Origin of the sequence: Pseudosulfitobacter koreensis, assembly GCF_024733015.1 — a bacterium.
In the GTDB taxonomy this organism is placed as follows: Bacteria; Pseudomonadota; Alphaproteobacteria; order Rhodobacterales; family Rhodobacteraceae; genus Pseudosulfitobacter; species Pseudosulfitobacter koreensis.
In genome coordinates this window covers 106,234-130,207 of record NZ_JANKJG010000006.1, presented here as the reverse complement: position 1 = coordinate 130,207, position 23,974 = coordinate 106,234, and the positions used below count along the sequence as shown (strand labels likewise).

Genomic DNA, 23,974 nt, shown 5'->3' with positions numbered 1-23,974 from the left:
ACCGCCGCCTGCACCCCGCTGCCCCCGCAACCGCGTGCCGTTTCTGGACGGCCAGAGCGGCGTTTCGCCATAGCAGCAAAGGCTTTCCATATAGGCCAAAACACTGTATGCCCCGCCAATCTGAGATCGGCGCCCGGACTCCAGCGCCCGAAAAGAAGATACCGGAGTCAGGGGCAATACGGCCCCTAAGCAAATGGCCGATGTGGCCAACCTGAGGAACGTAGATGTTTAACGTAACGACGAAAACGATGCAGTGGGGCGAAGAGACGCTGACACTGGAGACCGGAAAAGTGGCCCGTCAGGCGGACGGGTCGGTGATCGCCACGCTGGGCGAGACTTCGGTCATGGCAAACGTGACGTTTGCCAAGAAACAAAAACCCGGTCAGGATTTTTTCCCGCTGACCGTACATTACCAAGAGAAATACTATGCTGCGGGCAAAGTGCCCGGCGGCTTTTTCAAACGTGAGGCACGCCCCACCGAGAAAGAAACCCTGACCGCGCGTTTGATCGACCGTCCGATCCGCCCGCTGTTCGTCCCCGGCTTCAAGAACGAAGTGCTGGTGATGTGTACCGTTCTCTCGCACGATCTGGTCAATGATCCCGACATGGTCGCGATGATCGCCGCCAGTGCAGCGCTGACCATTTCGGGCGCGCCGTTCATGGGCCCAATCGCCGGTTGCCGCGTTGGCTTCGAGGATGGCGATTACATCCTGAACCCGACAGTCGACGACATGCAGGACCTGCGCCTGAACCCCGAACAGCGTCTGGACCTGGTTGTTGCCGGCACCAAGGACGCCGTGATGATGGTTGAATCCGAAGCCTACGAGCTGTCGGAAGCCGAAATGCTGGGTGCGGTGAAATTCGCGCACGAGCAGATCCAGCCAGTCATCGACCTGATCATCGAACTGGCCGAAAGTGCCGCGAAAGAGCCGTTTGATTTCCAGCCTGCCGATTATTCCGAGCTGTCCGCCGCTGTCAAAGCCGCAGGCGAGACCGAAATGCGCGCAGCCTTCGCGATCAGCGACAAGCAAGAGCGTACTTCGGCTGTTTCCGCTGCCCGCGACACCATCCTGGCGGCGCTGTCGGACGAGCAGAAAGAAGATCCGAACCTCGGCTCGGCTCTGAAAAAGCTCGAAGCGTCGATCCTGCGTGGCGACGTGGTGAAAACCGGCAAGCGGATCGACGGTCGCCAGACCGACGAAATTCGTGACATCGTGTGCGAAACCGGCTTCTTGCCGCGGACCCACGGTTCGGCTCTGTTCACCCGTGGCGAAACCCAAGGCCTAGTCGTGACCACGCTGGGCACCGGCGACGACGAACAGTTCATCGACGCCCTGCACGGCAACTTCAAATCGAACTTCCTGCTGCACTACAACTTCCCTCCCTATTCGGTTGGTGAAGCGGGTCGTGTGGGCCCTCCCGGTCGCCGTGAAATCGGTCACGGCAAGCTGGCTTGGCGTGCGTTGCAGGCGGTTCTGCCCGCATCGACCGACTTTCCCTATACCATTCGCGTCGTGTCCGAGATCACCGAATCCAACGGCTCGTCCTCGATGGCGTCGGTCTGCGGCGGTTCGCTGTCGATGATGGACGCGGGCGTTCCGCTGAAATCGGCTGTGGCCGGTGTGGCGATGGGTCTGATCCTGGAAGAAGACGGCTCCTATGCGATCCTGTCCGACATCCTGGGTGACGAAGACCACCTGGGCGACATGGACTTCAAGGTTGCGGGCACCGAAAACGGTATCACGTCGCTGCAGATGGACATCAAGATCGCAGGCATCACGCCCGAGATCATGGAAAAAGCTCTGGAGCAGGCCAAGGCAGGTCGTCTGCACATCCTGGGCGAGATGAACAAGGCGCTGACCGGCGCGTCGGATTTCTCGGTGCACGCACCGCGCATCGAAACCATGCAGGTTCCGACGGATAAAATCCGCGAAGTCATCGGCTCGGGCGGCAAAGTGATCCGTGAAATCGTCGAAGTGTCGGGCGCCAAGGTCGACATCAACGACGACGGGATCATCAAGATTGCGTCCCCCAACGGCGAGGCGATCAAGAAAGCCTATGACATGATCTGGTCGATCGTGGCCGAGCCCGAAGAGGGTGCGGTTTATACCGGTACCGTCGTGAAGATCGTCGATTTCGGCGCCTTCGTGAACTTCTTCGGCAAGCGCGACGGCCTGGTGCACGTCAGCCAGATCGAAAACCGCCGCCTGAACCATCCGTCGGATGTGTTGAAGGAAGGCCAGGAGGTCAAAGTGAAGCTGTTGGGCTTTGACGACCGTGGCAAGGTGCGCCTGTCGATGAAAGTCGTCGATCAGGAAACCGGCGAAGAAGTGAAAAAGGAAGAAGACGCCGAATAAGGCGCTTTGTTCTTCTAGAAATGTTGAAAGGCCCCGGTAGTGATACCGGGGCCTTTTTGCTTGTACTAAGCCGGACTATTCGGCCGCCTGCGCGCTGCCGTCCATGATCGGGTAATCGGTGTAGCCCTCTGCTCCGCCACCATAGAACGTATCCGGGTTCGGATCGTTATAGGGGCCATCCATCGCGATGCGCTTGGTCAGGTCAGGGTTGGCAATGTACATCCGACCAAAGGCGACGGCATCCGCGCGCCCCTCTTCGATCCACTCTGCGGCCTCTTGCGGCTGGAACCCACCGTTGGCGATGAACGGACCGTCGAACGCCTTGCGCATGGCATCGACGATCTTGGTGTTCTCGGGATCGCCCGAACGGACCACGTGCAGATAGGCAAGCCCCTTGCCCGACAGCGCCTTGGCCGCGGCGACATATGTCTCCATCGGATCATCGTCTTGCGATCCGCCGGGTCCGCCCATCGGCGACAGGCGCACGCCGACGCGGTTGGCACCCAGAACCTCGATCAGCGCATCGACCCCCTCGTCCAGCAGACGCACGCGGTTCTCGACCGAACCGCCATAGGGGTCATCGCGTTTGTTCACCGACGACCGCAGGAACTGGTCGATCAGATAGCCGTTCGCCCCGTGAAACTCGACACCGTCGAAGCCCGCCTGATCCGCGCATCTGGCAGCGTGACGGAAATCTTCGATAACGCGGGGGATTTCGTCCAGTGACAGCGCGCGGGCCTGCGGGTGCGGCACCATCGGGCCGTCGGGGTGCAGATCGCCGACGAAAGCGTCGCCCTTGGGCGTCCAGACGCTGGACGAGACGGGCGCTGCGCCATCGTGGAACACGTTGTGGCTGATCGCGCCCACGTGCCAAAGCTGGCAGAAGATGTGGCCGCCAGCCGTGTGGACAGCGTCGGTGACCTGTTTCCAGCCCGCGATCTGGGCGTCTGTGAATATGCCCGGCGTCCAGGCATAGCCCTGCCCCTCCTGGCTGATCTGCGTCGCTTCCGAGATGATCAGACCCGCGCCCGCGCGCTGAGTATAGTAGAGGGTGTGCAGGTCGGTCTGGACGTTGTCACCGGGCGTCGAGCGCGCGCGTGTCAGCGGGGCCATGACGATTCGGTTGGGCGCTGTGATGCCGCCCAATTTCACGTCTTTGAATAGGGGGGCGTGCGCTGGAACATCAGCCATGTGGTTCTCCGTCTTGTTTGAGTGCTCTTTTCTATATCTCGGCAGCACAACGTGCCCTTTCAAGAGGGGGCTGCGTTCGCCAGCGCACAAGGCGGGGTTCCATTTCGCACCCGAAATTTGATACAAGCATGAAAAACCACCAGACGGGTATCGCATGAAATATTCCACTGCGGAAAAGGCATTGCTTCGGGAACTACAGCGCGATTGCAGTCAGTCCTTGGCACAAATTGCCGAAGCCTGCGGAATGGCGCAGAGCACGGTCTGGCGCAAGGTTCAGGATTTTGAAGCCTCTGGAACGATCCTGCGCCGGGTCGCGCTGCTGTCGCCTGCACATGCGGGATGCAAGCTGACTGTGCTGGCCGCCATCACCCTGCGCGACCACGCCGAAGCGACCGTGTCGGGCTTTGCCACACTGATTGAGGGGCGCCCGGAAGTGGTCGAATGTCTGGCCACATCCGGTGCCGCCGATTACCAGATGAAGGTGCGCGTGGCAGATGTCGAAGCCTACGAGCATTTCATGACCAACACATTGCTGCGCAGCCCATTCGTGCGCGAGGTACAGTCTTCGTTCGTGCTGAAGGAACTGAAGTCCACCACCGAACTGCCGCTCTGACCACTGGTGCGGGTCGGCGTTTCACGCTAGCCATGCGCGATGCATTCCCTGATCATTCATATGTCCAGCGCCACGCAGCGCCGCTCGAACGTAGAGGTGTTGTTGCAGACGCTGCCGGGAGCCAGCTTGATCGAGGCCGTGCGCGGTGCCGATGCAGGCGTGACGCCTGCGCCGGGCGATGTCCACCAGCCGCCCTATCCGTTTTCCATCGGCGCGGGCGAAGTGGGCTGTTTTCTGTCGCATCGGGCCTGCTGGCAGCGGATCGTGACCGAAGGCTGGGAGTATGCGCTGGTGGCCGAGGATGATCTGGCGCTGGACCCCGTGCTTTGGACCCATGTACAAGCGCTGATCGAGACACATGCCACTGCCGACAGCTTTATCCGCATCCCTGCCAAAACCCACGAGCTTGCCCTGCGGGAGCTGGCCAGCAACGGGCCCTGCACCTTGATGCTGCCCCGTGTGATCGGCCTGCAAACCGTGCTTCAGGTGGTCGGGCGCACTGCGGCACAGCGGCTTCTGGCCGCGACCGAGATTCTGGACAGGCCCGTGGACACGTTTCTGCAAATGCACTGGGTGCACGGCCAGACCGTTCAGACGATCCTGCCCAACGGCGTGCGCGAACTGACGGCGGACCTGGGCGGCTCGACCATCCAAAAGAAAACCCGCACCAGCGGCAAGCTGATGCGGGAGATCAAACGCTGGCGGTACAGGCGCGCCGTGGCGGCGCGCCCGCAAGCCTAGTTACTTGGGCAAAGCGGCCTTGCGCAGGTAGGGCAGAACAGTTTCGAAACTGCCGAACTTGGCCTTGGCGTCTTCGTCCGAGACCGTCGCCGGGATGATCACGTCATCGCCCACGTTCCAGTTGGCGGGCGTCGCCACACCGTGACCAGAGGACGTTTGCAGCGCGTCCAGCGCGCGGACCACCTCGGCAAAGTTGCGGCCAACGGTCATCGGGTAGGTCATCGACAGCTTCAGCTTTTTATCGGGGCCGATGATGAACACCGCGCGCACGGTGGCGCTGTCGTTGGGGGTGCGGCCATCGGACATGTAGGCTTCGGCGGGCAGCATGTCGAAGGCCTTGGACACTTCCAATCCGCTGTCGGCGATGATTGGAAAACCGGCCTTGGCCCCGGAGGACGATTCGATATCGCCCTTCCATTTCTTGTGCTCTTCCACGCCATCGACGCTGACGCCGATCACCTTGGTGCCGCGTTTGGCCCATTCGTCGGACAGTTGCGCGACCGCGCCGAATTCGGTGGTGCAGACGGGGGTGAAATCCTTGGGGTGCGAAAACAGGATGGCCCAGCTGTCGCCGATCCAGTCGTGCAGGCCAAAGCTGCCTTGGTCGGTTTCGACGGTCAGGTCGGGGATGGTGTCGTTGATGCGCAGGGACATGAATGGTCCTCCTATTTTGAATTCTACTGCACAATGTAGTGTGGCTTTTGCCCGGTTGCATCCCCTGTCTTGCGTGTCGCGGTGCGGGGTGAAAGAGTAACGCCAAATTCCGCAGTTAATAAGGAGGCTTTACTATGCTCGAGAAACGCGAGTTCTATATCAACGGTCAGTGGGTTGCGCCGATCGAGGGCCGTGACCACAACGTCATCGACCCGTCCACCGAAGAACCCTGTGCCGTGATTTCGCTGGGTGGTCAGGCCGATGCCGATGCTGCCGTCGCTGCCGCCAAGGCCGCGTTGCCAGGCTGGATGGCGACCCCCGCCGCCGAGCGGATCGCGCTGGTCGAAAAGCTGATCGAGGTCTACAAGTCGCGCGCCGAAGATCTGGCACAGGCCATGAGCAACGAGATGGGCGCGCCCATTTCCATGTCGAAATCGTCGCAGGCCGGCGCCGGCATCTGGCACCTGTCCAACTTTGTGGCGGCGGCGAAAAAGTTCGACTTTGTCCGCCCGCTGGGGGACCATGCCCCGAACGACCGGATCATCTATGAGGCGGTTGGCGTCGCGGCCCTGATCACGCCCTGGAACTGGCCGATGAACCAGGTCACGCTGAAGGTCGGCGCGGCAGCCATCGCAGGCTGCACGATGGTTCTGAAGCCGTCCGAGGAAAGCCCGCTGAACGCGATGATCTTTGCCGAGCTGATGGACGAGGCAGGGTTCCCCTCAGGCGTGTTCAACCTGGTCAACGGCGACGGCCCCGGCGTCGGCAGCACCCTGTCGGGCCACAAGGACGTAGATATGGTCAGCTTCACCGGCTCGACCCGCGCAGGCACGCTGATTTCCAAGAATGCGGCTGACACGCTGAAACGCGTGCATCTGGAGCTGGGTGGCAAGGGCGCCAACCTGATCTTTGAAGATGCCGATGAAAAGGCCGTGAAACGCGGCGTTCTGCACATGATGAACAACACCGGCCAGTCGTGCAACGCGCCCAGCCGGATGCTGGTGCAACGCGGCATCTACGACCGCGTCGTGGACGAGGCCGCAGACGTCGCCAGCAAGGTCACTGTCGGCCCCGCGTCGGAAGAGGGCAACCACATCGGGCCCGTGGTGAACGAAGTGCAGTGGAACAAGATCCAGGACCTGATCCAGAAGGGCATCGACGAAGGCGCACGCCTGGTCGCCGGTGGCACGGGCCGTCCCGAGGGTCTGAACCGGGGTTTCTACGTCAAGCCGACCGTCTTTGCCGACGTCGACCGTGACATGACCATCTCGCGCGAGGAAATCTTTGGCCCGGTGCTGTCGATCATCCCCTTCGACACCGAAGAAGAGGCGGTCGAGATTGCCAACGACACGGTTTACGGTCTGACCAACTACGTCCAGACCCAGGACGGCGCGCGCGCCAACCGTCTGGCGCAGAAATTGCGCTCGGGCATGGTCGAGATGAACGGCACCAGCCGCGCGGCCGGCTCGCCCTTCGGCGGCATGAAACAGTCCGGAAACGGCCGCGAAGGCGGCGTCTGGGGCATCGAGGATTTCCTCGAAGTCAAAGCCGTCTCGGGCTGGGCTGCCGAGTAATCGGGGCTGATCCCGAGGCACGGGGGGGCGAAGGTTATCCTTCGCCCTGAGTCGTTCTCGGCGCACTGTCAGGCGTCTCGTTAGGCGTCTCGTTAGGCGTCTCGTTAGGCGTCTTTTCTCGCCCACTGCTCCCAGACGAACGGATAGGCCCATTCGCAGACATGCGTGTGCGAAAGCCCCTCGCGGATTGCATCCCGCCGCGCCACGTCTTCGGAGGAGTATTTGTGAAACTGGACGACCAACCGGTCGACCCGCTGCATGAACCCGCTGTCGATCATCGCAGGCAACAGATCGTATTCACCGCCTTCGATGTTCATCTTGATCACGGCAACATCGCCCAGCGCCAGGTCTGCGCTGACCGCGCCCAGTGCGCGCACCATGCCCTTGACCGTCGGTCCCTCGTTGACCAGCGCAGATGATGCGTTGGCCTGGTCCGAAAGTTCCAATGCGCCATCTTCACTGCCCACGGCATAGGCGTGCACATGCACATCCGTATAGTCACCAAAGCGTTCCCCCATCGCTGCTGCGAAACCGGGGTTGGGTTCAAAGACATGAGACACGACGCCATAGCGCTTGGTCATGTCAGCGGACCAATCACCAAGGTAGCCACCGATATCAAGCACCACATCGCCCTGTCGGACATGCGGAAACTGGGCCGGGGTTTGCGATCCGTGCTCTTTGCGGAATGCACGGTACGGTGCACGCGCGGCGCGGTATGACGGGCTGGTCGCGATGTTCCAAAGCTTGGTCAGCTCGCTCTTGATCGACATGGAAGGCCCCTTTGATCTGGTCCGGTCGCGCACAAGCGCGTATTCATCACAGACAAATAACCGCTAACCAAGGCAAGGTCATGATCTTTTCCCGACTGCATGGACGCCTGGGCAACCAGATGTTCCAATATGCCGCTGCCCGCGCTTTGGCCGAACGCCTGTGTACGCGGGTGGTATTGGACGACCGCACGGCATTGCACAAGGGCGATGGTACGCTGTTGCGCGTGTTCGATCTGCCCCAGCTTGCGAAAGCGCCGTTGCCGCCTGCCAGGCACACGCGTCCGTTGGCCTATGCCGCGTGGCGGGCGATGGGATTGCGCCCGCGCATCCGGCACGAAAAGACGCTGGGGTTCGATCCGGCCTTCACGGGTTGGACAGATGACGGTTATCTGCACGGCTACTGGCAATCCGAGCGGTATTTTGCCGACATTGCACAAGATATCCGCCGCGCTTTCGCGTTCCGCACGCCGATGTCCACCCGGAACGCCGAGATGGCCGCGCAGATTGCCAGCGGCCCGTCCGTGGCGCTGCATGTCCGGCGTGGGGATTATGTTTCGGTGAACGCGATGGCACTGTGCGATCAGGCCTATTACGACGCGGCGCTTGATGCCATTCGTAAGCGTATGGATACTGATCCGACCGTGTTCGTTTTCTCCGACGATCCGGCGTGGGCCAAGGACAACCTGCCATTGCCATTTGAAAAGGTCGTCGTGGATTTCAATGGACCCGATGCAGACTATGAAGACCTGCGACTGATGACTCTCTGCCAGCACAACATCATTGCGAATTCATCGTTCAGTTGGTGGGGCGCTTGGCTGGGCGAAACCCAAGACAGCCTCGTCGCAGGCCCGGCCCGATGGTTTGCGAACGCCGCCCCGTCCAACCCAGACATTCTGCCCGCCCGCTGGATCAGCGTCGGCACGTCCGCCTGAGCGTGCCCCCCTAAAACGGTGCCTTCGCGCGGAAACGGATGGACTGGCCGTTCTCGGGGTGTTTCACGCGCAGTTCTTCCGCGTGCAGCATCATGCGTGGATAATCGGCAGCGGCGCCCGTTGCATAGAACGGATCGCCCAGGATCGGGTGGCCCAGCGCTTGCATATGCACCCGCAATTGATGGGTGCGGCCCGTGTGCGGCACCAGTCGCACCCGCGCGGTGTCACTGTGCCGCTTGGTCACGCGCCAGTCTGTCACCGCGGGTTTGCCCGTCTCGTGGCAGACCTTTTGCAGCGGGCGGTTCGGCCAGTCCACGATCACCGGCAGATCGACGGTGCCCTTGTCCTGATCGGGCAGGCCCTGCACCAGCGCGACATAAGCCTTTTGCGTCCGACGCTCGGCGAACTGTGTCGACAGCGTGCGCTGCGCATGGGGCGTCAGCGCAAAGACCATGACGCCACTGGTGTCGCGGTCCAGCCGGTGCACCAGCAACGCGGTGGGAAACACGGCCTGCACCCGGGTGATCAGGCAATCGGCCAGATGGTCGCCCCGTCCGGGCACGCTGAGCAGACCCGCAGGTTTGTCCACCGCCACAATATCGGGATCATCGTGCAAAAACACCAGCGGATCGGTCGGAGGGGTATAAACAGTTTCCATGCCGCTGCTTTCCAGATGTAGGCTATGGTTTCAAGCACAGACACCGAAAGGCCCTGATATGCACGCCACCATTCAAAGCTTTCACGACGCGGTTCTGGCCAAGGATGACGACGCGATCCTGCCGCTTTTTGCCGAAGACGTCCGGTTCATGCCGCCGACCTATTGGAAGACATGGACCGGCCGCGCGGCGGTGTCGGCTGTGCTGGGGCACGTGAATGCGGTGTTCACCGATTTCACCTATCGCCGTGTTCTGGGCGAGGGGCGCGACTGGATGCTGGCCTTCAAGTGCAAGGTCGAGGGGCTGGATGCGGTCGGCGTGGACCTGATCACGTTGAACGATGACGGGCTGATACAGGAATTCGAAGTCGCCATGCGCCCCCACAAGACCATCGGTGCCCTGCGCGAGGCGATGATGGCGCGCATCGCGAAAGACCCCGATTTTGCCACCTTCCGCGAGACGATCAGCTAGACGCGGCCAATGGCTGGACGCGGCGGGCGCGCATCTGGCGGACCATCGAGATCGTGTAGATCACCAGCGCCCCCCAGATCATCGGAAAGGCGATCATCCGCGCCTGCCCGAAAGGTTCGTCAAAGATAAAGACCGCCACCAGAAAGATCATCGTGGGCGCCACATACTGCAGCACGCCTATGGTGGTCAGACGCAGACGCTTGGCCCCATTGGCATAGAGAATCAGCGGCACCGCCGTAACCACCCCACAGCCGAGCAGCAGCCAGGTGTCGTAACTGCCGGTGGTCATGAAATGGCTTTGCCCCGTGGCCCCCAGATAGATCACATATATTAACGCCGGGCCCAGCAACAAAAGCACTTCGAGCAGGAAACCCTGATTGGGGCCGATGGGCAGCTGTTTCTTGGCCAGCGCGTAAAAGCCCCAGCTGACGGTGATCCCGACTGCGGCCCAGGGCACGGAGCCAAGCGAGGCGGCCAGCACCACGACCGCGCCAAGCGCCAGAGCGACCGCGGCCAGTTGCAACCTGTCCAGCTTTTCACCCAGCAGCAAGGCGCCCAGCGCCACGCTGAACAACGGGTTGATGTAGTACCCCAGCGCCGCATCCAGCGCGCGGTTTTCGGCGATGGCCCAGACATAGATGCCCCAGTTGACCGTGATCAGCGCGGCGGTGACGCAGCCCATCGCCAATGTGCGCGGGCTGCGCAGTGCCGTGCGGATGTCTGCGGTACGCCCCAGCATGATCAGCAAGGCGGCTGCGATCGGCACCGCCCAGATGATCCGGTGCGCCACCACTTCGGCGGCAGGAATATGGCTGACCATCTTGAGGTAGAGCGGCAGAAAGCCCCAGAGGATGTAGGCCCCTAGGGCAAAGCCCAGTCCCTGCGGTGTGTCGCCACTCGGGGCCAGTACGTTCGGGGCGGGGGGTGTGCGCATCGGGTCTGTCCTGCTGGTTCGCCCGATGCGTAGCACTGCGGTGCGCGGGGCACCAGAGCATCAGACTTTAGCGCGCGCCCCGGTCGGGTCATAGAAAGGTTTCAGCGAGGCTTCTGCTGCGTACCGGCGTCCGGCGACGTCGATCTGGTAGGACGAGGCCAGCACATCCGCCACGCTTTCGCCTTCGCAGGGAACGTACCCCATGCCCATCGCCGCGCCAAAGTGGTGACCGTACCCCCCCGAACTGAGGTAGCCCACGATCTTGCCGTCGCGCAGCACCGGCTCGTTATGGTAGAGCAGCGGCTCTGGATCAGTCAGGCGAAACTGCACCAGACGACGCATGAGCCCTGTCTCCTTTTTGCGGAGCACCGCGTCGCGCCCGATGAAGGCGGGTTTGTCCAGCTTGACGGCAAAGCCCAGACCCGCCTCCAGCACGTGATCCTCGGCGGTGATGTCGTGACCGAAATGGCGGAACCCTTTTTCGATACGGCAGGTGTCCATCATGTGCATCCCGCACAGTTTGGCCCCGAGCTGCTGTCCGGCGGCATGCAGCACCTCGAACACATGAGCTGCCATGTCGGCGCTGATATAGACCTCCCAGCCCAGTTCGCCCACATATGTCACGCGGTGCACGCGGGCCAGAGCCATGCCGATCTCGATCTCTTGTGCCGTACCGAAGGGGTTGGTTTCGTTGCCGAAATCTGCGGGCGAGACCATCTGTAGCAGCTTGCGCGCGTTCGGCCCCATTACGGCAAGCACCGCCTCGCCCGCCGTCACGTCGGTCAGGATCACGTTGTGATCGCCCTTGTTGCGCATCATCCATGTCTGGTCGGCGAGACGCGTGGCGGCGGGGGTGACGACCAGATAGGCAGTCTCGCTCAGGCGGGTGACGGTCACGTCCGCCTCGATTCCGCCTTGCGGGTTCAGGAACTGGGTATAGACGATGCGGCCAACGGGCACATCGTATTGGCCGCCGCCGATGTGGTTGAGGAAAGCGCAGGCGTCCGGCCCTTCGACGCGGATCTTGCCGAAGGACGACATGTCGTAGATTCCGACATTCTCGCGCACGGCGCGGTGTTCGGTGGCTACGTTTTCGAAGAACGCCTGACGTTTCCAGCTATAACTATACGCTGGCGTCTGGTCCGGGTTGGCGAACCAGTTGGCACGTTCCCATCCCGCCAGCTCGCCCATCACCGCGCCCTGTTCCAGCAGGTGGTGGTGAAACGGCGTGCGGCGAATGCCGCGTGCGGTGGCCTTTTGCCGATAGGGGAAATGATCGGCATAAAGCAGGCCAAGCGTCTCGGACGCGCGGGCGGCGAGGTAGGTCTTGTTGCCCTGAAAAGGCTGCATCCGCGCGATATCGACATCGCCAAGGTCGAAGGGTTTCTGGCCTGCGTCCATCCACTGCGCCAGCGCCATGCCTGCCCCGCCCGCCGACTGGATACCAATCGAGTTGAAGCCCGCCGCGACCCAGACGTTGTCCATCTCTGGCGCGAGGCCGAGGTGATAGGCATCATCGGGTGTGAAGCTTTCGGGGCCGTTGAAGAACGTATGGATGCCCGCTTCAGCCAGCATCGGCATCCGGTTGACCGCAGCCTCCAGTATCGGCTCGAAGTGGTCGAAATCCTCGGGCAGCTGGTCGAACTCGAAGTCGGGGGGGATGCCGCCCGTCGCCCATGGCTTGCTGACAGGTTCGAACGCGCCGAGCAGGATCTTGCCCGCGTCTTCCTTGTAATAGGCGCATTCGTCCGGCACCCGCAACACTGGCATTGGCGTGAGGCCGGGGATCGCTTCCGAGACGATATAGAAGTGCTCGCAGGCTTGCAGCGGCACGTTGACGCCCATCATCCGCCCGACCTGATGACCCCACATGCCCGCACAGTTCACCACCGTATCGCAGGCGATGTGACCGCTGGTGCCATCCTCGCCCTGCCAGTCAACACCGGTGACACGACGACCCGCGCGGGTGATCGCGGTGACGGCAGCGCGTTCCTGAATGCGCGCGCCGCGCTGCCGCGCCCCCTTGGCCAGCGCAAGCGCGATATTGGCCGGATCGCCCTGCCCGTCGAGCGGCAGATAGACGCCCCCCGTCACACCGTCGATGTTCAGGTGTTCGTATTTCGCCTTGATCTCGGAGGGGCTGATCTCTTCGACCGCAACGCCGAATGCGCGGGCCATTGCGGCCTGACGTTGCAGCTCTTCCAGACGCTCGTCCGTCAGGGCGGCGGTGATCGAACCGACGCGTTTGAACCCCGTGGCGACGCCTGTCTCGGCTTCTAGATTGCCATAGAGCTCTTGCGAGTATTTGGCCAACCTGGTCATGTTGGCACTGGCGCGCAGTTGCGCGATCAGGCCGGCGGCGTGCCAGGTGGTGCCGGAGGTAAGCTGCTTGCGCTCCAGCAGGACGACGTCGGTCCAGCCCAGTTGCGTGAGGTGATAGGCGACCGAGCAGCCGATGACCCCGCCGCCGATGATGATTGTGCGGGCACTATCTGGAAGGTCAGGCATCTTGGGTCTCCATTCAGGGTGGGCGGTTAAACGGGGGCCAGCCCCCGAACCCCCGGGATATTTGGGGCCAAAAGAAATCAGGGACGTGCAAGCCTGTGACCTGCCGCGATCAGGCGGCGGGCGATTTCGGCGATATGGGCGGGGCCGACTTCGCAGCAGCCGCCGACGATGGTGGCACCTGCATCGACCCAGGCCATGACGTGGTCGGCGTAGAGCGGCGGGGTAAGGTCGTGGCGCGATTGCAGGTCTGCGACGGTGGGGCGGGTTTGCAGGAATTCCCTGGTGATGCGCTGGAAGCCGTTGGCATAGGCACCATACGGTAGCGTACCTTTTGAGAGGATCGCGAGGGCGGCCGGGATCGCCTCGGGGGCGGAGCAGTTGATGAGGATTGCTGTGGCGTGCTCTTCGGCGATTGGCAGGATGTCTTTCAGCGGCTCGCCCGAGCGCAGTCTGGAGCCGTCGCGGTCGTCCACGGTCAGGGCCAGCCAGACGGGTTTGCCAGTCGGGCAGGCACCCGCCAGCACACTGCGCGCATGGTCGAGCGAGGCGACGGTTTCGCAGATCAGCAGATCGCATGTGGGGGCGAGCAGCCCCGCGACTTCGGCATAGAGGGGAACGGCGGTCTGTGCATCGGGGTGCAGATCGGGCCGGTACGAGGCGATAAGCGGGCCGATGGCCCCCGCGATACACGGCGCGCCGCTGTCGCGGGCTTCGGTCAGGGCGCGGGCCATCAGGCTGCCGAAGGCATCTTCCATGCCGGTGCCTGCGAGCCTGTCGTGGTGGATCGCATAGGTGTTCGTGGTTGCGACCATTGCCCCTGCGGACCTGAAATCGCGATGAATTTCCGCCACCAATCCGGGATGGTCGATCATCACTTGTGTGGACCACAAAGGTGTCGGCGTGTCGCCCGCGCGGTGGATCAGTTCCTGACCCATGCCGCCGTCGAGGAGGATTATTTCTGTCATCGTATCGGTCATGTCCCTGATAGAATCCCCTGCGCTTTGACATTCATGGGATCAGGCCCGCAAGCGGATGTTGTCGGGGTCCCACAGGGGCTGTTCCGGTTGCACCACGGCGCGGCATTTCGTGCCGAAGATCTCGACATGCAGTTCGGTGCCAGCCACGGCCAGATCAGCGCGCACCATGCCCAGCGCGATCGACGCATTGACGCGGAAGCCCCAATCGCCGCTGGTGGTTTCGCCGACGACCACGCCGTTATGCCAGAGCGTCGACATATAGGGCGCGTCGGCGTCGCCTGCGTCGACGATCAGCGTGACGAAGCGTTTCGCGACGCCCCGTTGCCGCTCGTTCATCAGCGCCTGTTTGCCGGGGAAGTCCTGCGGTTTGTCCAGTTTGACGAAGCGGTCGAGGCCGCCTTCGAACAGGGTATAGTCTGTGCTGAGGTCGCCCTTCCACGTGCGGTAGCCTTTTTCGATGCGCAGCGCGTTCAGCGCGTACATTCCGAAAGGTCTCGCGCCTGCGCCGGTCACGGCGGCGTAGAGTGCGGCGATATCCGCGTTGGCCGCGTGGATTTCCCAGCCGAGTTCGCCTGCGAAGGAGACCCGCGCGAGGGCGCAGTCGATGCCCGCCACCCTGGCTGGTTGATGCGTGAGCCAAGGGGCGGCTAGGTCTGCCTGCGTGTCCAGACGTTCAAACAGCGCGCGGCTGTTGGGCCCGGTGACGATCAGCGTTCCGTACTCTGTCGTATGGTCAGTGAGTGACAGCGCTACGGGAAGCCCCTCGCGCAGCACGTCGCGGTCGTGCCACTGGGCGGTCGCCGCGGTGATCAGGGTGAACGCATCCTGGGCGTGCCGCAGGATCGACATTTCGGTCAGGATGCGGCCCCGGCTGTCGGGGAAATAGCCGAGGTTCATGCGCCCGACCTTGGGCAGGCCGCCAGCAATCTTGCCGCGCAGGTATTCGGCGGCACCTGCGCCCGAAAGGTCGAAGCGCGAGAACCCCGGCAGGTCCAGCACACCGACGTCGTCGCGCACCGCCTCGACTTCTTCGCGCACGCGCACAGACCATGGGCCTGCGCGCTCCCATGTCTGGGTCGCCGCCTCGCTCAGGTCGTCGCCGGGTTTGGCGAACCAGTTGGCGCGTTCCCAGCCGTTGTAGGCGCCCATGACGCCGCCCTTTGCCAACACCAGATCATGCGCGGGCGACAGTTTGCGATCGCGTCCTGCAGGCCAGGAATGACGCGGGAAGTGCATCGCGTATTCGTGGCCATAGGTCTCCGTCGCCTTATGATTGCAATAGTCCTGATCGGTATAGTCGGTATAGCGGCGCGGATCGCAGGACCACATATCCCATTCGGTCTGACCTTCGGTGACCCATTCGGCCAGCACCTTGCCCGCGCCGCCGCCTTGGGTAATGCCAAAGGTGAACACGCAGGCTTCGAAAGCGTTGGGCACGCCGGGCATCGGACCCAGCAGCGGCAGACCGTCGGGCGCATAGGGGATGGGTCCGTTGATCACGCGGCCGACACCGGCGGTGCCGAGGATCGGTACGCGGGCCATCGCATCCTCGATATACCATTCCAGCCGTTCCAGATCGTCGGGATAGAGCTGAAAGCTGAAGTCCTCCGGCATCGGATCGTCGGGTGTTATCCAATGCGCACGGCAGTTCCGCTCGTAGGGGCCAAGGTTCAGCCCGTTCTTGTCCTGCCGCAGGTAGTACGAGCTGTCGACATCGCGCAGCAGCGGCACCTTGCGGCCGTTTTCGCGGGTCCAGTCGGCGAGGGCCGGGATTTCCTCGGTCAGGAAATACTGATGGCTCATCACGGTCATCGGCACGGTTCGCCCGCCGAAAGGTTTGAACCATTCGCCAACGCGCTGCGCATAATATCCGGCGGCGTTCACCACCTTTTCGCAGCGGATGTTGCCCTTGTCGGTGTGGACGATCCATTCGCCACCTTCGCGGCTGATACCGGTGGCGGGACAGAAGCGTTCGATGCGGGCGCCCATGCTGCGCGCGCCCTTGGCCAGCGCCTGTGTCAGTTGCGCGGGGTCGATGTCGCCGTCGTCAGGGTCCCACAGGGCACCCGCAAGATCGTGAACCTCGATGAACGGATAGCGGTCCTTGATGTCGCTGACGGCCATCATCTCGAGGTCGAGACCCTGATAGCGGCCCATCGCACGGGCGCGCTCGAACTCCTGCATCCGTTCGCGGGAATGGCCCAGCCGCACCGATCCGGTGACGTGGTAGTTCATCGGGTAATCCACCGCCTCGGCAAGTCCGGCATAGAGGCCGAGCGAATAGCGCTGCATGTTCATCACCGCCCAGGAGGTGCTGAAGCTGGGGCAGTTGCCCGCCGCGTGCCAGGTGCTGCCTGCGGTCAACTCGTTCTTTTCCAGCAGGACGCAATCGGTCCAACCCGCCTTGGCCAGATGGTAGAGCGCCGAGGTGCCGACGACACCGCCGCCGATGATGACCACACGGGCCGTGGTGGGAAAGGTGCTCATGCGTCGCGGTCCTCATGTGCGGGGATACGGGAATGATCGCCGCTGGCTTCGGTGAAGAGGTGGCATGTCAGGCGTCTAGAGGCCGCAAGCATACCGGACGCGCGCCCGAAGTTGACCTCGTCACGGTTTTGCCCGTCTGGAAATGCGCGGCCCATCACATCACCCTCAATACACAGGGGGCGCGATGACCCAGATCGCCACGGCGGGCGTATCATGGGGGTTGATCCAGCGGAAAGGCTCGCCGCGAATGCGGAAACTATCGCCGGGCTGGATAGTGTAGCGGATGCCTGCAATCTCCAGTTCAAGCGTGCCCGAGACCAGATAGCCGACTTCCTGCGTCGGGCGCGTGACCGGGTCGGCAATCTGGGAATGCGGTGCAAAGGTGGAATGCACCATCTCGAAGTCGTCAGTCAGATCGGGCGACAGCAGTTCCTCGACCAGTCCGGCGATGGGCGTCCCGATGGGACGGCGCGCGTTCTTGCGCACGATATAGCCTGCCTCGTCCGCAGGTGCGGCGGCATAGCGAAACAGCATCGACACCGACACGCCCAGGTGCGCCGCGATATGGCGCAGATCGGTGATCGACGGCTCGGAGAGATCACGCTCGACCTGGCTGAGCCAACCGACGGAGCGGCCCAGCGCGTCCGCCATGTCCTGCAAGGTGATCCCCCGCGCCTTGCGCAGCGCACGCAGATCCGCGCCCAGCGTTTTGGCCGTATCGGGATTGGATTGCAGCATCTGCGACTCGCGGTGAAAAATGACTTGATAATTTCACGGTGCGGCGGCGCCCGTGAAAAATCAAGAGATTATTTCACCGCGCGTCGATCAGCGGCTGAAAATGCCCGCCAGAATACGTTCCAACGCCTCGGCGTCGCCTTGGGTGAACGCATCGGGCTGGTCGCTGTCGATGTCGAAGACCGCGATCAGATCGCCATTACGGTCATGCACCGGCAAGACCAGTTCCGACCGTGTGCTGCTGGCGCAGGCGATGTGGTCGGCAAAGGCCTCGACGTCAGGCACCAGCTGCACCTGTCCGGTGCGCGCCGCAGCGCCGCAAACCCCGCGCGAAAACGGGATCTGCAGACAGCCGTGCCCGCCCTGATAGGGGCCGATCTTCAACATTTCGGGCGCGGTGACCCGGTAGAACCCGGTCCAGTCGAACCTGTCGTCGGAATGATGCACCTCGCAGGCAACCGTCGCCATCAGGGCGACGGCATCATCCTCGCCCTCGGTCAGCGATTGCAGCGTCTGCGCGAGCGTCTGGTAGTTGACCATCATATACGTTCGATCGCGATGGCGGTGCCTTCGCCGCCGCCGATGCAGATGGCGGCCACGCCCCGCTTGAGGTTGCGTTTTTCCAGTGCGTTCAGCAGCGTCACGATAATCCGCGCGCCCGATGCACCGATGGGGTGGCCCAGCGCACAGGCACCGCCGTTGACGTTCACGATGTCATGGCTCAGCCCCATTTCGTGCATGAAGGCCAGCGGCACCACGGCAAAGGCCTCGTTGACCTCCCACAGATCCACGTCGTCCTTGGTCCAGCCGATCCGCGCCAGCAGCTTTTGCGCGGCAGGCACGGGGGCCGTGGTGAACAGGCCCGGTTCCTGCGCATGGCTGGCGTGGCCCAGGATGCGCGCACGCATGGTCAGACCACGCGCTTTGGCCGCCTCGGCAGAGCTGAGGACAAGAGCCGCCGCCCCATCCGAGATCGACGAGGAATTGGCCGCAGTGACGGTGCCGCCCTCGCGGAACGCGGGCTTAAGCTGCGGGATCTTGTCGGGGCGGGCGTTGGCGGGCTGTTCGTCCGCGCTGACCGTGACCGAGCCCTTGCGGGATTTGACGTCGACCGAGGCGATTTCATCAGCAAAGGCACCGCTTTCCTGTGCCTCAAGCGCGCGGCTGAGCGAGGCCAACGCATAATCGTCCTGCTTTTCGCGGGTGAACTGGAACGCCTCGGCGCAGTCTTCGGCAAAGGTGCCCATCAGGCGCCCCTTGTCATAGGCGTCTTCAAGCCCGTCGAGGAACATGTGGTCAATGACCTGACCATGCCCCAAGCGCGCACCCTCGCGCATCTTGGGCAGGAGGTACGGGGCCTGTGTCATGCTTTCCATGCCGCCCGCGATCATCAGGTCGGTGTGACCCAGCGCGATCTGGTCGAAGGCGATCATCGCCGCCTTCATGCCCGAACCGCACATCTTGTTCAGCGTTGTCGCAGGCACCTCCTTGCCCAGTCCCGCAGCGAAACCGGCCTGACGCGCCGGAGCCTGCCCCTGGCCTGCGGGCAACACGCAGCCCATCAGCACCTCGTCCACCGTGTCTGTGCCGGCCCCTGCCAGCGCTGCGCGGATCGCGGCACCGCCCAGTTCGGCGGCTGTCAAACCGGAAAGAGCGCCCTGAAAGCTGCCCATAGGTGTGCGCGATGCACCGGAAATGATCACTTCGGTCATGGTTCACCTTCTGAATGTTCTGCCCGTGGTCACGGGTTGGTAAGTTTTGCGACCTAAGCATGATCGCGAGCGAATGACGTGAGGGATATTATGGAACTCTCCAGCAAAACAGAAGAGCGGGTGCGCATAGTGACGGTGCGTGACGCGCGGATAGATGCCGCCGTCGCGATCGAGTTCAAGGACGCGATGCGCACGGAGACCGCAGATGGCCCCGATCTGGTGCTGCTGGACCTGTCAGCGGTGGAATTCATCGATTCCAGCGGACTGGGCGCGATCGTCGCCGCGATGAAACACCTTGCCCCGCCGCGCAAGCTGGCGCTGGCCGGGCTGACCCCCACTGTGGACAAGGTGTTCAAGCTGACACGGATGGATTCGGTCTTCAGCCTTTACGCCACGCTCGACGACGCGCGCCGCGCACTCGCGGTCTGACGTGGACATGATGCAAGGCAGCCCGGTCCAAAGGGTGCACAACGCCTTGCCACCCGTCCAGATCACCGTGCAAAGCGGGCCGCAGGCGGCACGACAGGTGCTTGAGCAACTGAAACGGACGCTGTCCCCCCTGCCCCTTGCGTCCGAAGACCTGAGCGCGGTGGATCTGGTTCTGGCCGAAGCGGTCAACAACATCAGCGAACATGCCTATGGCAACGGTGCGCGCCGGGGCCCCATCGAGGTCATCTGTCGGCAACATCGCGACGGCCTGCATTTCACCATCACCGACCAGGGGGCACCCATGCCCGATGGCCGTGCCCCGCCGGGGCTGGCCGTGGACGTGAATGTCGATTTGTCGGACATGCCAGAGGGTGGTTTTGGCTGGTTCCTGATCCGGGATCTGGCGCGGGACGTCACCTATCTTCGCGAGGGGGCGACAAACAAGCTGTCGCTGCGCATGGCGGTTGCGCTGCGCTGAACGCGAAGCGAGGGACATGCGCCATCCTGTCAGGAAAAAGGCGACTGTTGAACCAAACCCCAAAAGGGCCTGAATAGCTCCACATTCCCGCCTTGATCCGCAGGCAATACTGTCCTTGTAGCTGCATATAGCTTCCCTCGGTGTCGTGTGTAACAGCCCCCACCCAGTGCACGGCACCGAGGATCTTATTTCTCCCGCATCACCGCGACTTGGCCTTTGGCCTTTGCCCCGTTAGGTATCAGTTGTCTGACAACCAAGGGAGCAACCATGCGCGACTTTCATTTTCCGGGCCGCTCGCCCGTTCTGGCCACAAACGGAATGTGCGCGACATCGCACCCTCTGGCAGCCGCCACCGCCATCGACATCCTGAAACGCGGCGGCAACGCAATGGACGCGGCCATCGCGGGCGCCGTCCTGCTGGGCATCTGCGAGCCGCAGATGACAGGGATCGGCGGCGATTGCTTTGTGCTGTGGTCGATGCCGGGCGAGACCAAGGTCCACGCCCTGAACGGATCGGGCCGCGCCCCCGCCGCGCTGAACGCCGCAATGCTTCGCGAGGCGGGCCATGACACCGTTCCGCTGGGCAGCCCGCATGCAGTAACCATTCCGGGTGCCGTGGATGCGTTCTGCACCCTGTCGGACCGCGTGGGCAAACTGGGCCTTGATGCATTGCTGGCCCCCACGATCCACTATGCCGAAACCGGCGTCCCCGTGGCCCCCCGCGTTGCGTCGGACTGGAATGATTCCGCTGACGTGCTGCAGGGATCGGCGCGCCAGACCTATATGGTCAACGGCACCGTACCCAAGGTCGGCGATGTCTTCCGCGCCCCCGGTCAGGCCGAGGTGCTGCGCCGCATCGCCAAGGATGGCCGCGACGCGTTCTACAAGGGCGAGGTCGCGGACGACATGATCGCCACGCTGACCGGCATGGGCGGCGCGCATACGGCACAGGATTTCGCGGATGCCGCGTGCACCGACACGTCGCCCATTGCCGGATCTTACAAGGACATCGAGGTCGTCGAGCATCCGCCGAACGGACAGGGTGCCGTGGCGCTGTTGCTGCTGAACATCCTCAAGCATTTCGACATCGCGTCGATGGACCCCTTCGGCGCAGAGCGCGCGCATATCGAGGCCGAGGCCACCAAGCTGGCCTATGATGCACGCAACCGGTTTCTGGCCGACCCTGACCACATGACCCGGCTGGACCACCTGCTGTCGGACGACACCGCCGCCAAACTGGCCGCCCTGATCGACCCCAAGCGCGCGATGCCAAGTGCCACGACCATTTCCGAAGCTGTCCACAAGGACACGATCTATATCACCGTTGTCGATGGCGACGGCATGATGGTGTCACTGATCTATTCGATCTTTCACGGCTTCGGCTCGGGCATCGCATCGGACAAGTTCGGCATCCTGTTGCAGAACCGAGGGGCCGGTTTCTCGCTGAGCGAAGGGCACCCGAACGAGTTGAAGGGCGGCACGCGCCCGATGCACACGATCATTCCGGGCATCATCCGGTCGAACGGCAAGCCGATCATGCCGTTTGGGGTGATGGGCGGTCAGTACCAGCCCGCCGGGCATGCGCGCTTTGCGACCAACCTGACCGATTTCGGCATGGACCCGCAGTCGGCCATCGACGCACCGCGCTGCTTTGCCGAAAAGGGCGTGCTGCAGATCGAACGCGGCTATTCCGACGCCGTGCGACAGAAGCTGACCGACATGGGGCACAAGGTGGAAATCTCGGACGGTGCTCTGGGCGGGGCGCAGGCCATCCGCCTGCACGACAGCGGTGTGCTGGAAGGCGCAAGCGACCCGCGCAAGGACGGCTGCGCGCTAGGGTACTGAAATCAAGGGGTGCGCGGTTTGGTCCGCGCGCCCCTATCGCCTCAGTTCAGCTGGAAATGCAGGGGATAGGCGCCGTCCTGAAACGGACCGAAGAGATCAGGGATGTCGGGGTGATCCACCGGCTCGCCCGAATAGTCGGCCACCAGGTTCTGCTCGGACACATAAGCCACGTAATAGCTTTGGTCGTTCTCGGCGAGCAGGTGATAGAACGGCTGTTCTTTGCGCGGGCGGCTGTCTTCGGGGATCGCCTCGTACCACTCGTCGGTATTGGAAAACTGTGGGTCCACGTCAAAAACCACGCCGCGGAACGGGTGTTTCTTGTGACGGACAACCTGCCCAAGGTGATATTTCGCACGCAATCTCAACATAAGTTCCAGCCCCTATCGGGGGAATGTAGCCTTTTCAAGCAGGTTTTGTCCATGAAACAGCTTAGTACGGCTCGGAAACAATCATTGGCGTTTGCGCACACGTGGCGCAACTGCATCAGGGCGCAAAGCGCCGCCCATGCACGCAAAGATGATTTCCTCGGGCGACGAAATTTGCTAGTGTAGCTGCAAAACAATCCGCCCGCTAAATGTGGTGGAATCTTGAGGCAGAGTAACAAAATGAGCAGAACTTTACGAGCAATGATCGTGCTGCTGGTGTTGGCTTCGTGCGGGGGCGGGCAATCGACCGCGCCCAGCAAGCTGGACGACGCCTGTGCCATCGTGCAGCAGCGTCCTGAATATCTGCGCGCCTTCCGCGCCACTGAACGCCGGTGGGGCGTGCCGGTACATGTGCAGATGGCCACCATTCACCAGGAAAGCAAATTCGTCTCGAACGCGCGCACGCCCTTCCGCTATGCGGCGGGGGTGCTGCCGATGGGCCGTCAAAGCAGCGCCTATGGCTATGCGCAGGCCCTTGATGCGACCTGGGAAGAGTATCAGCGTGAAACCGGCAGCTACCGCGCGCGCCGCGACCGGATCAAGGACGCGACGGACTTCATGGGGTGGTACATGACCACCACCAACCGCCGGAACAGCATCGCGCTGACTGATGCGCGCAACCAGTATCTTGCCTATCACGAGGGGCACACCGGGTACGCGCGCGGCAGCTACAACAGCAAGACGTGGCTGGTGCAGGTCGCGGGCAAGGTCGATGCCCGCTCCAACATGTATGCCACGCAACTGGCCCGGTGCCGCCGCTGAGCGGCCTCGGGATGCTCCGGGCCTAGCGGCCCGGTGCCCGCCCCGGACTGCCGGTGTCGAACATGCTGTTGGCCAGCGTGCCACCGACCTTGAGGTCACCCAGAACCACGGTCGTGCTGGACCCGCCGCTATCGTTGATCACCCATTGGCGCAACTGCACCGGGTTGCCGGTGAATTTCAGTTGAATGTTACCATAATCCGGGTTGTCGGGGTCCTGCGCCGTCACCGTCGTGGCCGTGCCGTCATAGGTGTGGCCGGTGACCATACGCGCCCGCCCCAGATCGACGTTGTTGGCCAGAATGATCGACAGCGGCGTTCTCGACAGTGGATAGCTTTCGGGCGGGGCGTTCGATTTCGAATCGTAGATGACCACGGCACCGGCACCTGCCACCACCAGCGCGGTGTCGGGGGCGTTGTATTCGAACCGCACGCGGCCCGGACGCTTGATGAAGATCTCGCCGGTGCTGATCGACCCGTCGTCGTTGATCTGGGTGAAATCGCCCTGCGCCGTGCGCAGCGTGTTCAGGTACTGCGAAATCTCGTTCAGCGACAGTTTGTCCGCCGCAGCGGAACTGGCAACGCTCAGCGCGATGGCGCAGGCGGGCAGAAAGGTTTTCAAGCTCAGCATGATGATTTGCCTCGTTTTTACAGGTGTTTCTTGCTGACAGATATAGGGGCGCGCGCGGTGATATGCGATATCAAGCCGCGCAAAACCACTATCAA

Annotated in this window: 23 protein-coding genes; 10 read left to right on the top strand and 13 right to left on the bottom strand. The window is 62.8% G+C overall.

The annotated features are described in order from the left end of the window. The first annotated feature begins 224 nt into the window (after positions 1–224). Positions 225–2,357: a polyribonucleotide nucleotidyltransferase gene (gene pnp, locus NTA49_RS10075; protein ID WP_258294616.1), complete on the top strand. Its 2,133-nt coding sequence runs from the start codon at positions 225–227 to the stop codon at positions 2,355–2,357. Between the two features lie 75 nt (positions 2,358–2,432). Here the strand turns inward: pnp and NTA49_RS10070 are convergent, their stop codons facing one another. Next, positions 2,433–3,548, bottom strand: coding sequence for an alkene reductase (locus tag NTA49_RS10070; protein WP_258294615.1), 1,116 nt, complete (start codon positions 3,546–3,548; stop codon positions 2,433–2,435). A 154-nt stretch (positions 3,549–3,702) separates the two neighbouring features. Here NTA49_RS10070 and NTA49_RS10065 point away from each other — a divergent pair, with 154 nt between their 5' ends. Together NTA49_RS10065 and NTA49_RS10060 are read left to right on the top strand one after the other, a co-directional pair. Further along, on the top strand, positions 3,703–4,161 hold the full coding sequence (locus tag NTA49_RS10065) for an Lrp/AsnC family transcriptional regulator (protein ID WP_258294614.1): 459 nt from the start codon (positions 3,703–3,705) through the stop codon (positions 4,159–4,161). A 39-nt stretch (positions 4,162–4,200) separates the two neighbouring features. Beyond that, positions 4,201–4,902: a glycosyltransferase family 25 protein gene (locus NTA49_RS10060; protein ID WP_258294613.1), complete on the top strand. Its 702-nt coding sequence runs from the start codon at positions 4,201–4,203 to the stop codon at positions 4,900–4,902. Here the strand turns inward: NTA49_RS10060 and NTA49_RS10055 are convergent, their stop codons facing one another. Further along, positions 4,903–5,556, bottom strand: a complete 654-nt coding sequence (locus NTA49_RS10055; protein ID WP_258294612.1) for a peroxiredoxin — start codon at positions 5,554–5,556, stop codon at positions 4,903–4,905. 134 nt (positions 5,557–5,690) lie between these two features. Here NTA49_RS10055 and NTA49_RS10050 point away from each other — a divergent pair, with 134 nt between their 5' ends. Further along, complete coding sequence (locus tag NTA49_RS10050; RefSeq protein ID WP_258294611.1) at positions 5,691–7,130, top strand: aldehyde dehydrogenase family protein; 1,440 nt, start codon at positions 5,691–5,693, stop codon at positions 7,128–7,130. Between the two features lie 104 nt (positions 7,131–7,234). Here NTA49_RS10050 and NTA49_RS10045 read toward each other — a convergent pair whose 3' ends face one another. Then, positions 7,235–7,900 carry an FkbM family methyltransferase gene (locus tag NTA49_RS10045; protein WP_258294610.1) on the bottom strand — a complete coding sequence of 222 codons (666 nt, stop codon included), beginning with the start codon at positions 7,898–7,900 and terminating at the stop codon, positions 7,235–7,237. Between the two features lie 11 nt (positions 7,901–7,911). On the opposite strand from NTA49_RS10045, the gene NTA49_RS10040 reads away from it, so the two are divergent. Further along, positions 7,912–8,832: an alpha-1,2-fucosyltransferase gene (locus tag NTA49_RS10040; RefSeq protein WP_258294609.1), complete on the top strand. Its 921-nt coding sequence runs from the start codon at positions 7,912–7,914 to the stop codon at positions 8,830–8,832. A gap of 10 nt (positions 8,833–8,842) precedes the next feature. Here the strand turns inward: NTA49_RS10040 and NTA49_RS10035 are convergent, their stop codons facing one another. Further along, positions 8,843–9,490: an RluA family pseudouridine synthase gene (locus NTA49_RS10035; protein WP_258294608.1), complete on the bottom strand. Its 648-nt coding sequence runs from the start codon at positions 9,488–9,490 to the stop codon at positions 8,843–8,845. A gap of 58 nt (positions 9,491–9,548) precedes the next feature. Here NTA49_RS10035 and NTA49_RS10030 point away from each other — a divergent pair, with 58 nt between their 5' ends. Beyond that, positions 9,549–9,959, top strand: a complete 411-nt coding sequence (locus NTA49_RS10030; protein WP_258294607.1) for a nuclear transport factor 2 family protein — start codon at positions 9,549–9,551, stop codon at positions 9,957–9,959. Here NTA49_RS10030 and rarD read toward each other — a convergent pair. From rarD to NTA49_RS09995, 7 genes are all read right to left on the bottom strand, one after another. Next, the gene (gene rarD, locus NTA49_RS10025) at positions 9,952–10,893 is read right to left on the bottom strand and encodes an EamA family transporter RarD (RefSeq protein ID WP_258294606.1); all 942 of its coding nucleotides are present in this window, start codon (positions 10,891–10,893) and stop codon (positions 9,952–9,954) included. The two genes, NTA49_RS10030 and rarD, sit on opposite strands and share 8 nt — an antisense overlap. Positions 10,894–10,953: 60 nt before the next feature. Further along, positions 10,954–13,401, bottom strand: coding sequence for a GcvT family protein (locus NTA49_RS10020; RefSeq protein ID WP_258294605.1), 2,448 nt, complete (start codon positions 13,399–13,401; stop codon positions 10,954–10,956). A 77-nt stretch (positions 13,402–13,478) separates the two neighbouring features. Continuing rightward, positions 13,479–14,366 (bottom strand): homocysteine S-methyltransferase family protein, encoded by an 888-nt coding sequence (locus NTA49_RS10015; RefSeq protein ID WP_261368254.1) that lies wholly within the window; start codon positions 14,364–14,366, stop codon positions 13,479–13,481. Positions 14,367–14,417: 51 nt separating this feature from the next. Beyond that, positions 14,418–16,865 carry a GcvT family protein gene (locus tag NTA49_RS10010; protein WP_258294603.1) on the bottom strand — a complete coding sequence of 816 codons (2,448 nt, stop codon included), beginning with the start codon at positions 16,863–16,865 and terminating at the stop codon, positions 14,418–14,420. 165 nt (positions 16,866–17,030) lie between these two features. Beyond that, positions 17,031–17,603, bottom strand: a complete 573-nt coding sequence (locus NTA49_RS10005; protein ID WP_258294602.1) for a helix-turn-helix domain-containing protein — start codon at positions 17,601–17,603, stop codon at positions 17,031–17,033. An 87-nt stretch (positions 17,604–17,690) separates the two neighbouring features. After that, positions 17,691–18,143, bottom strand: a complete 453-nt coding sequence (locus NTA49_RS10000) for a GAF domain-containing protein (RefSeq protein ID WP_258294601.1) — start codon at positions 18,141–18,143, stop codon at positions 17,691–17,693. Then, positions 18,140–19,312, bottom strand: a complete 1,173-nt coding sequence (locus NTA49_RS09995) for a thiolase family protein (RefSeq protein WP_258294598.1) — start codon at positions 19,310–19,312, stop codon at positions 18,140–18,142. The genes NTA49_RS10000 and NTA49_RS09995 overlap by 4 nt, the downstream gene beginning before the upstream one ends. Positions 19,313–19,402: 90 nt before the next feature. Here NTA49_RS09995 and NTA49_RS09990 point away from each other — a divergent pair, with 90 nt between their 5' ends. From NTA49_RS09990 to ggt, 3 genes are all read left to right on the top strand, one after another. Continuing rightward, positions 19,403–19,741, top strand: a complete 339-nt coding sequence (locus NTA49_RS09990; protein WP_258294597.1) for an STAS domain-containing protein — start codon at positions 19,403–19,405, stop codon at positions 19,739–19,741. A 7-nt stretch (positions 19,742–19,748) separates the two neighbouring features. After that, entirely contained in the window at positions 19,749–20,219 is a 471-nt protein-coding gene (locus tag NTA49_RS09985) for an ATP-binding protein (protein WP_258294596.1), read from the top strand. A 267-nt stretch (positions 20,220–20,486) separates the two neighbouring features. Continuing rightward, a complete protein-coding gene (gene ggt, locus NTA49_RS09980; protein WP_258294595.1) occupies positions 20,487–22,064 on the top strand; it encodes a gamma-glutamyltransferase in 1,578 nt (525 codons plus the stop codon). A gap of 41 nt (positions 22,065–22,105) precedes the next feature. Here ggt and hspQ read toward each other — a convergent pair whose 3' ends face one another. Further along, the gene (hspQ, locus tag NTA49_RS09975) at positions 22,106–22,432 is read right to left on the bottom strand and encodes a heat shock protein HspQ (protein WP_089421479.1); all 327 of its coding nucleotides are present in this window, start codon (positions 22,430–22,432) and stop codon (positions 22,106–22,108) included. A 237-nt stretch (positions 22,433–22,669) separates the two neighbouring features. On the opposite strand from hspQ, the gene NTA49_RS09970 reads away from it, so the two are divergent. Next, complete coding sequence (locus NTA49_RS09970) at positions 22,670–23,251, top strand: transglycosylase SLT domain-containing protein (protein ID WP_261368247.1); 582 nt, start codon at positions 22,670–22,672, stop codon at positions 23,249–23,251. Positions 23,252–23,273: 22 nt separating this feature from the next. Here NTA49_RS09970 and NTA49_RS09965 read toward each other — a convergent pair whose 3' ends face one another. Next, the gene (locus tag NTA49_RS09965; RefSeq protein ID WP_258294593.1) at positions 23,274–23,879 is read right to left on the bottom strand and encodes a LolA family protein; all 606 of its coding nucleotides are present in this window, start codon (positions 23,877–23,879) and stop codon (positions 23,274–23,276) included. Positions 23,880–23,974 lie beyond the last annotated feature (95 nt).

Coding starts and splice junctions, on each gene's coding strand:
- NTA49_RS10055 (WP_258294612.1), bottom strand. CDS start 5,556: ATGTCCCTGCGCATCAACGACACCATCCCCGACCTGACCGTCGAAACC.
- NTA49_RS10050 (WP_258294611.1), top strand. CDS start 5,691: ATGCTCGAGAAACGCGAGTTCTATATCAACGGTCAGTGGGTTGCGCCG.
- NTA49_RS10045 (WP_258294610.1), bottom strand. CDS start 7,900: ATGTCGATCAAGAGCGAGCTGACCAAGCTTTGGAACATCGCGACCAGC.
- NTA49_RS10060 (WP_258294613.1), top strand. CDS start 4,201: ATGCATTCCCTGATCATTCATATGTCCAGCGCCACGCAGCGCCGCTCG.
- NTA49_RS10020 (WP_258294605.1), bottom strand. CDS start 13,401: ATGCCTGACCTTCCAGATAGTGCCCGCACAATCATCATCGGCGGCGGG.
- NTA49_RS10035 (WP_258294608.1), bottom strand. CDS start 9,490: ATGGAAACTGTTTATACCCCTCCGACCGATCCGCTGGTGTTTTTGCAC.
- hspQ (WP_089421479.1), bottom strand. CDS start 22,432: ATGTTGAGATTGCGTGCGAAATATCACCTTGGGCAGGTTGTCCGTCAC.
- NTA49_RS10005 (WP_258294602.1), bottom strand. CDS start 17,603: ATGCTGCAATCCAATCCCGATACGGCCAAAACGCTGGGCGCGGATCTG.
- NTA49_RS09995 (WP_258294598.1), bottom strand. CDS start 19,312: ATGACCGAAGTGATCATTTCCGGTGCATCGCGCACACCTATGGGCAGC.
- NTA49_RS10010 (WP_258294603.1), bottom strand. CDS start 16,865: ATGAGCACCTTTCCCACCACGGCCCGTGTGGTCATCATCGGCGGCGGT.
- NTA49_RS10065 (WP_258294614.1), top strand. CDS start 3,703: ATGAAATATTCCACTGCGGAAAAGGCATTGCTTCGGGAACTACAGCGC.
- NTA49_RS09965 (WP_258294593.1), bottom strand. CDS start 23,879: ATGCTGAGCTTGAAAACCTTTCTGCCCGCCTGCGCCATCGCGCTGAGC.
- NTA49_RS10015 (WP_261368254.1), bottom strand. CDS start 14,366: ATGACAGAAATAATCCTCCTCGACGGCGGCATGGGTCAGGAACTGATC.
- NTA49_RS09970 (WP_261368247.1), top strand. CDS start 22,670: ATGAGCAGAACTTTACGAGCAATGATCGTGCTGCTGGTGTTGGCTTCG.
- NTA49_RS10070 (WP_258294615.1), bottom strand. CDS start 3,548: ATGGCTGATGTTCCAGCGCACGCCCCCCTATTCAAAGACGTGAAATTG.
- pnp (WP_258294616.1), top strand. CDS start 225: ATGTTTAACGTAACGACGAAAACGATGCAGTGGGGCGAAGAGACGCTG.
- ggt (WP_258294595.1), top strand. CDS start 20,487: ATGCGCGACTTTCATTTTCCGGGCCGCTCGCCCGTTCTGGCCACAAAC.
- NTA49_RS09990 (WP_258294597.1), top strand. CDS start 19,403: ATGGAACTCTCCAGCAAAACAGAAGAGCGGGTGCGCATAGTGACGGTG.
- NTA49_RS10030 (WP_258294607.1), top strand. CDS start 9,549: ATGCACGCCACCATTCAAAGCTTTCACGACGCGGTTCTGGCCAAGGAT.
- rarD (WP_258294606.1), bottom strand. CDS start 10,893: ATGCGCACACCCCCCGCCCCGAACGTACTGGCCCCGAGTGGCGACACA.
- NTA49_RS10000 (WP_258294601.1), bottom strand. CDS start 18,143: ATGATGGTCAACTACCAGACGCTCGCGCAGACGCTGCAATCGCTGACC.
- NTA49_RS09985 (WP_258294596.1), top strand. CDS start 19,749: ATGATGCAAGGCAGCCCGGTCCAAAGGGTGCACAACGCCTTGCCACCC.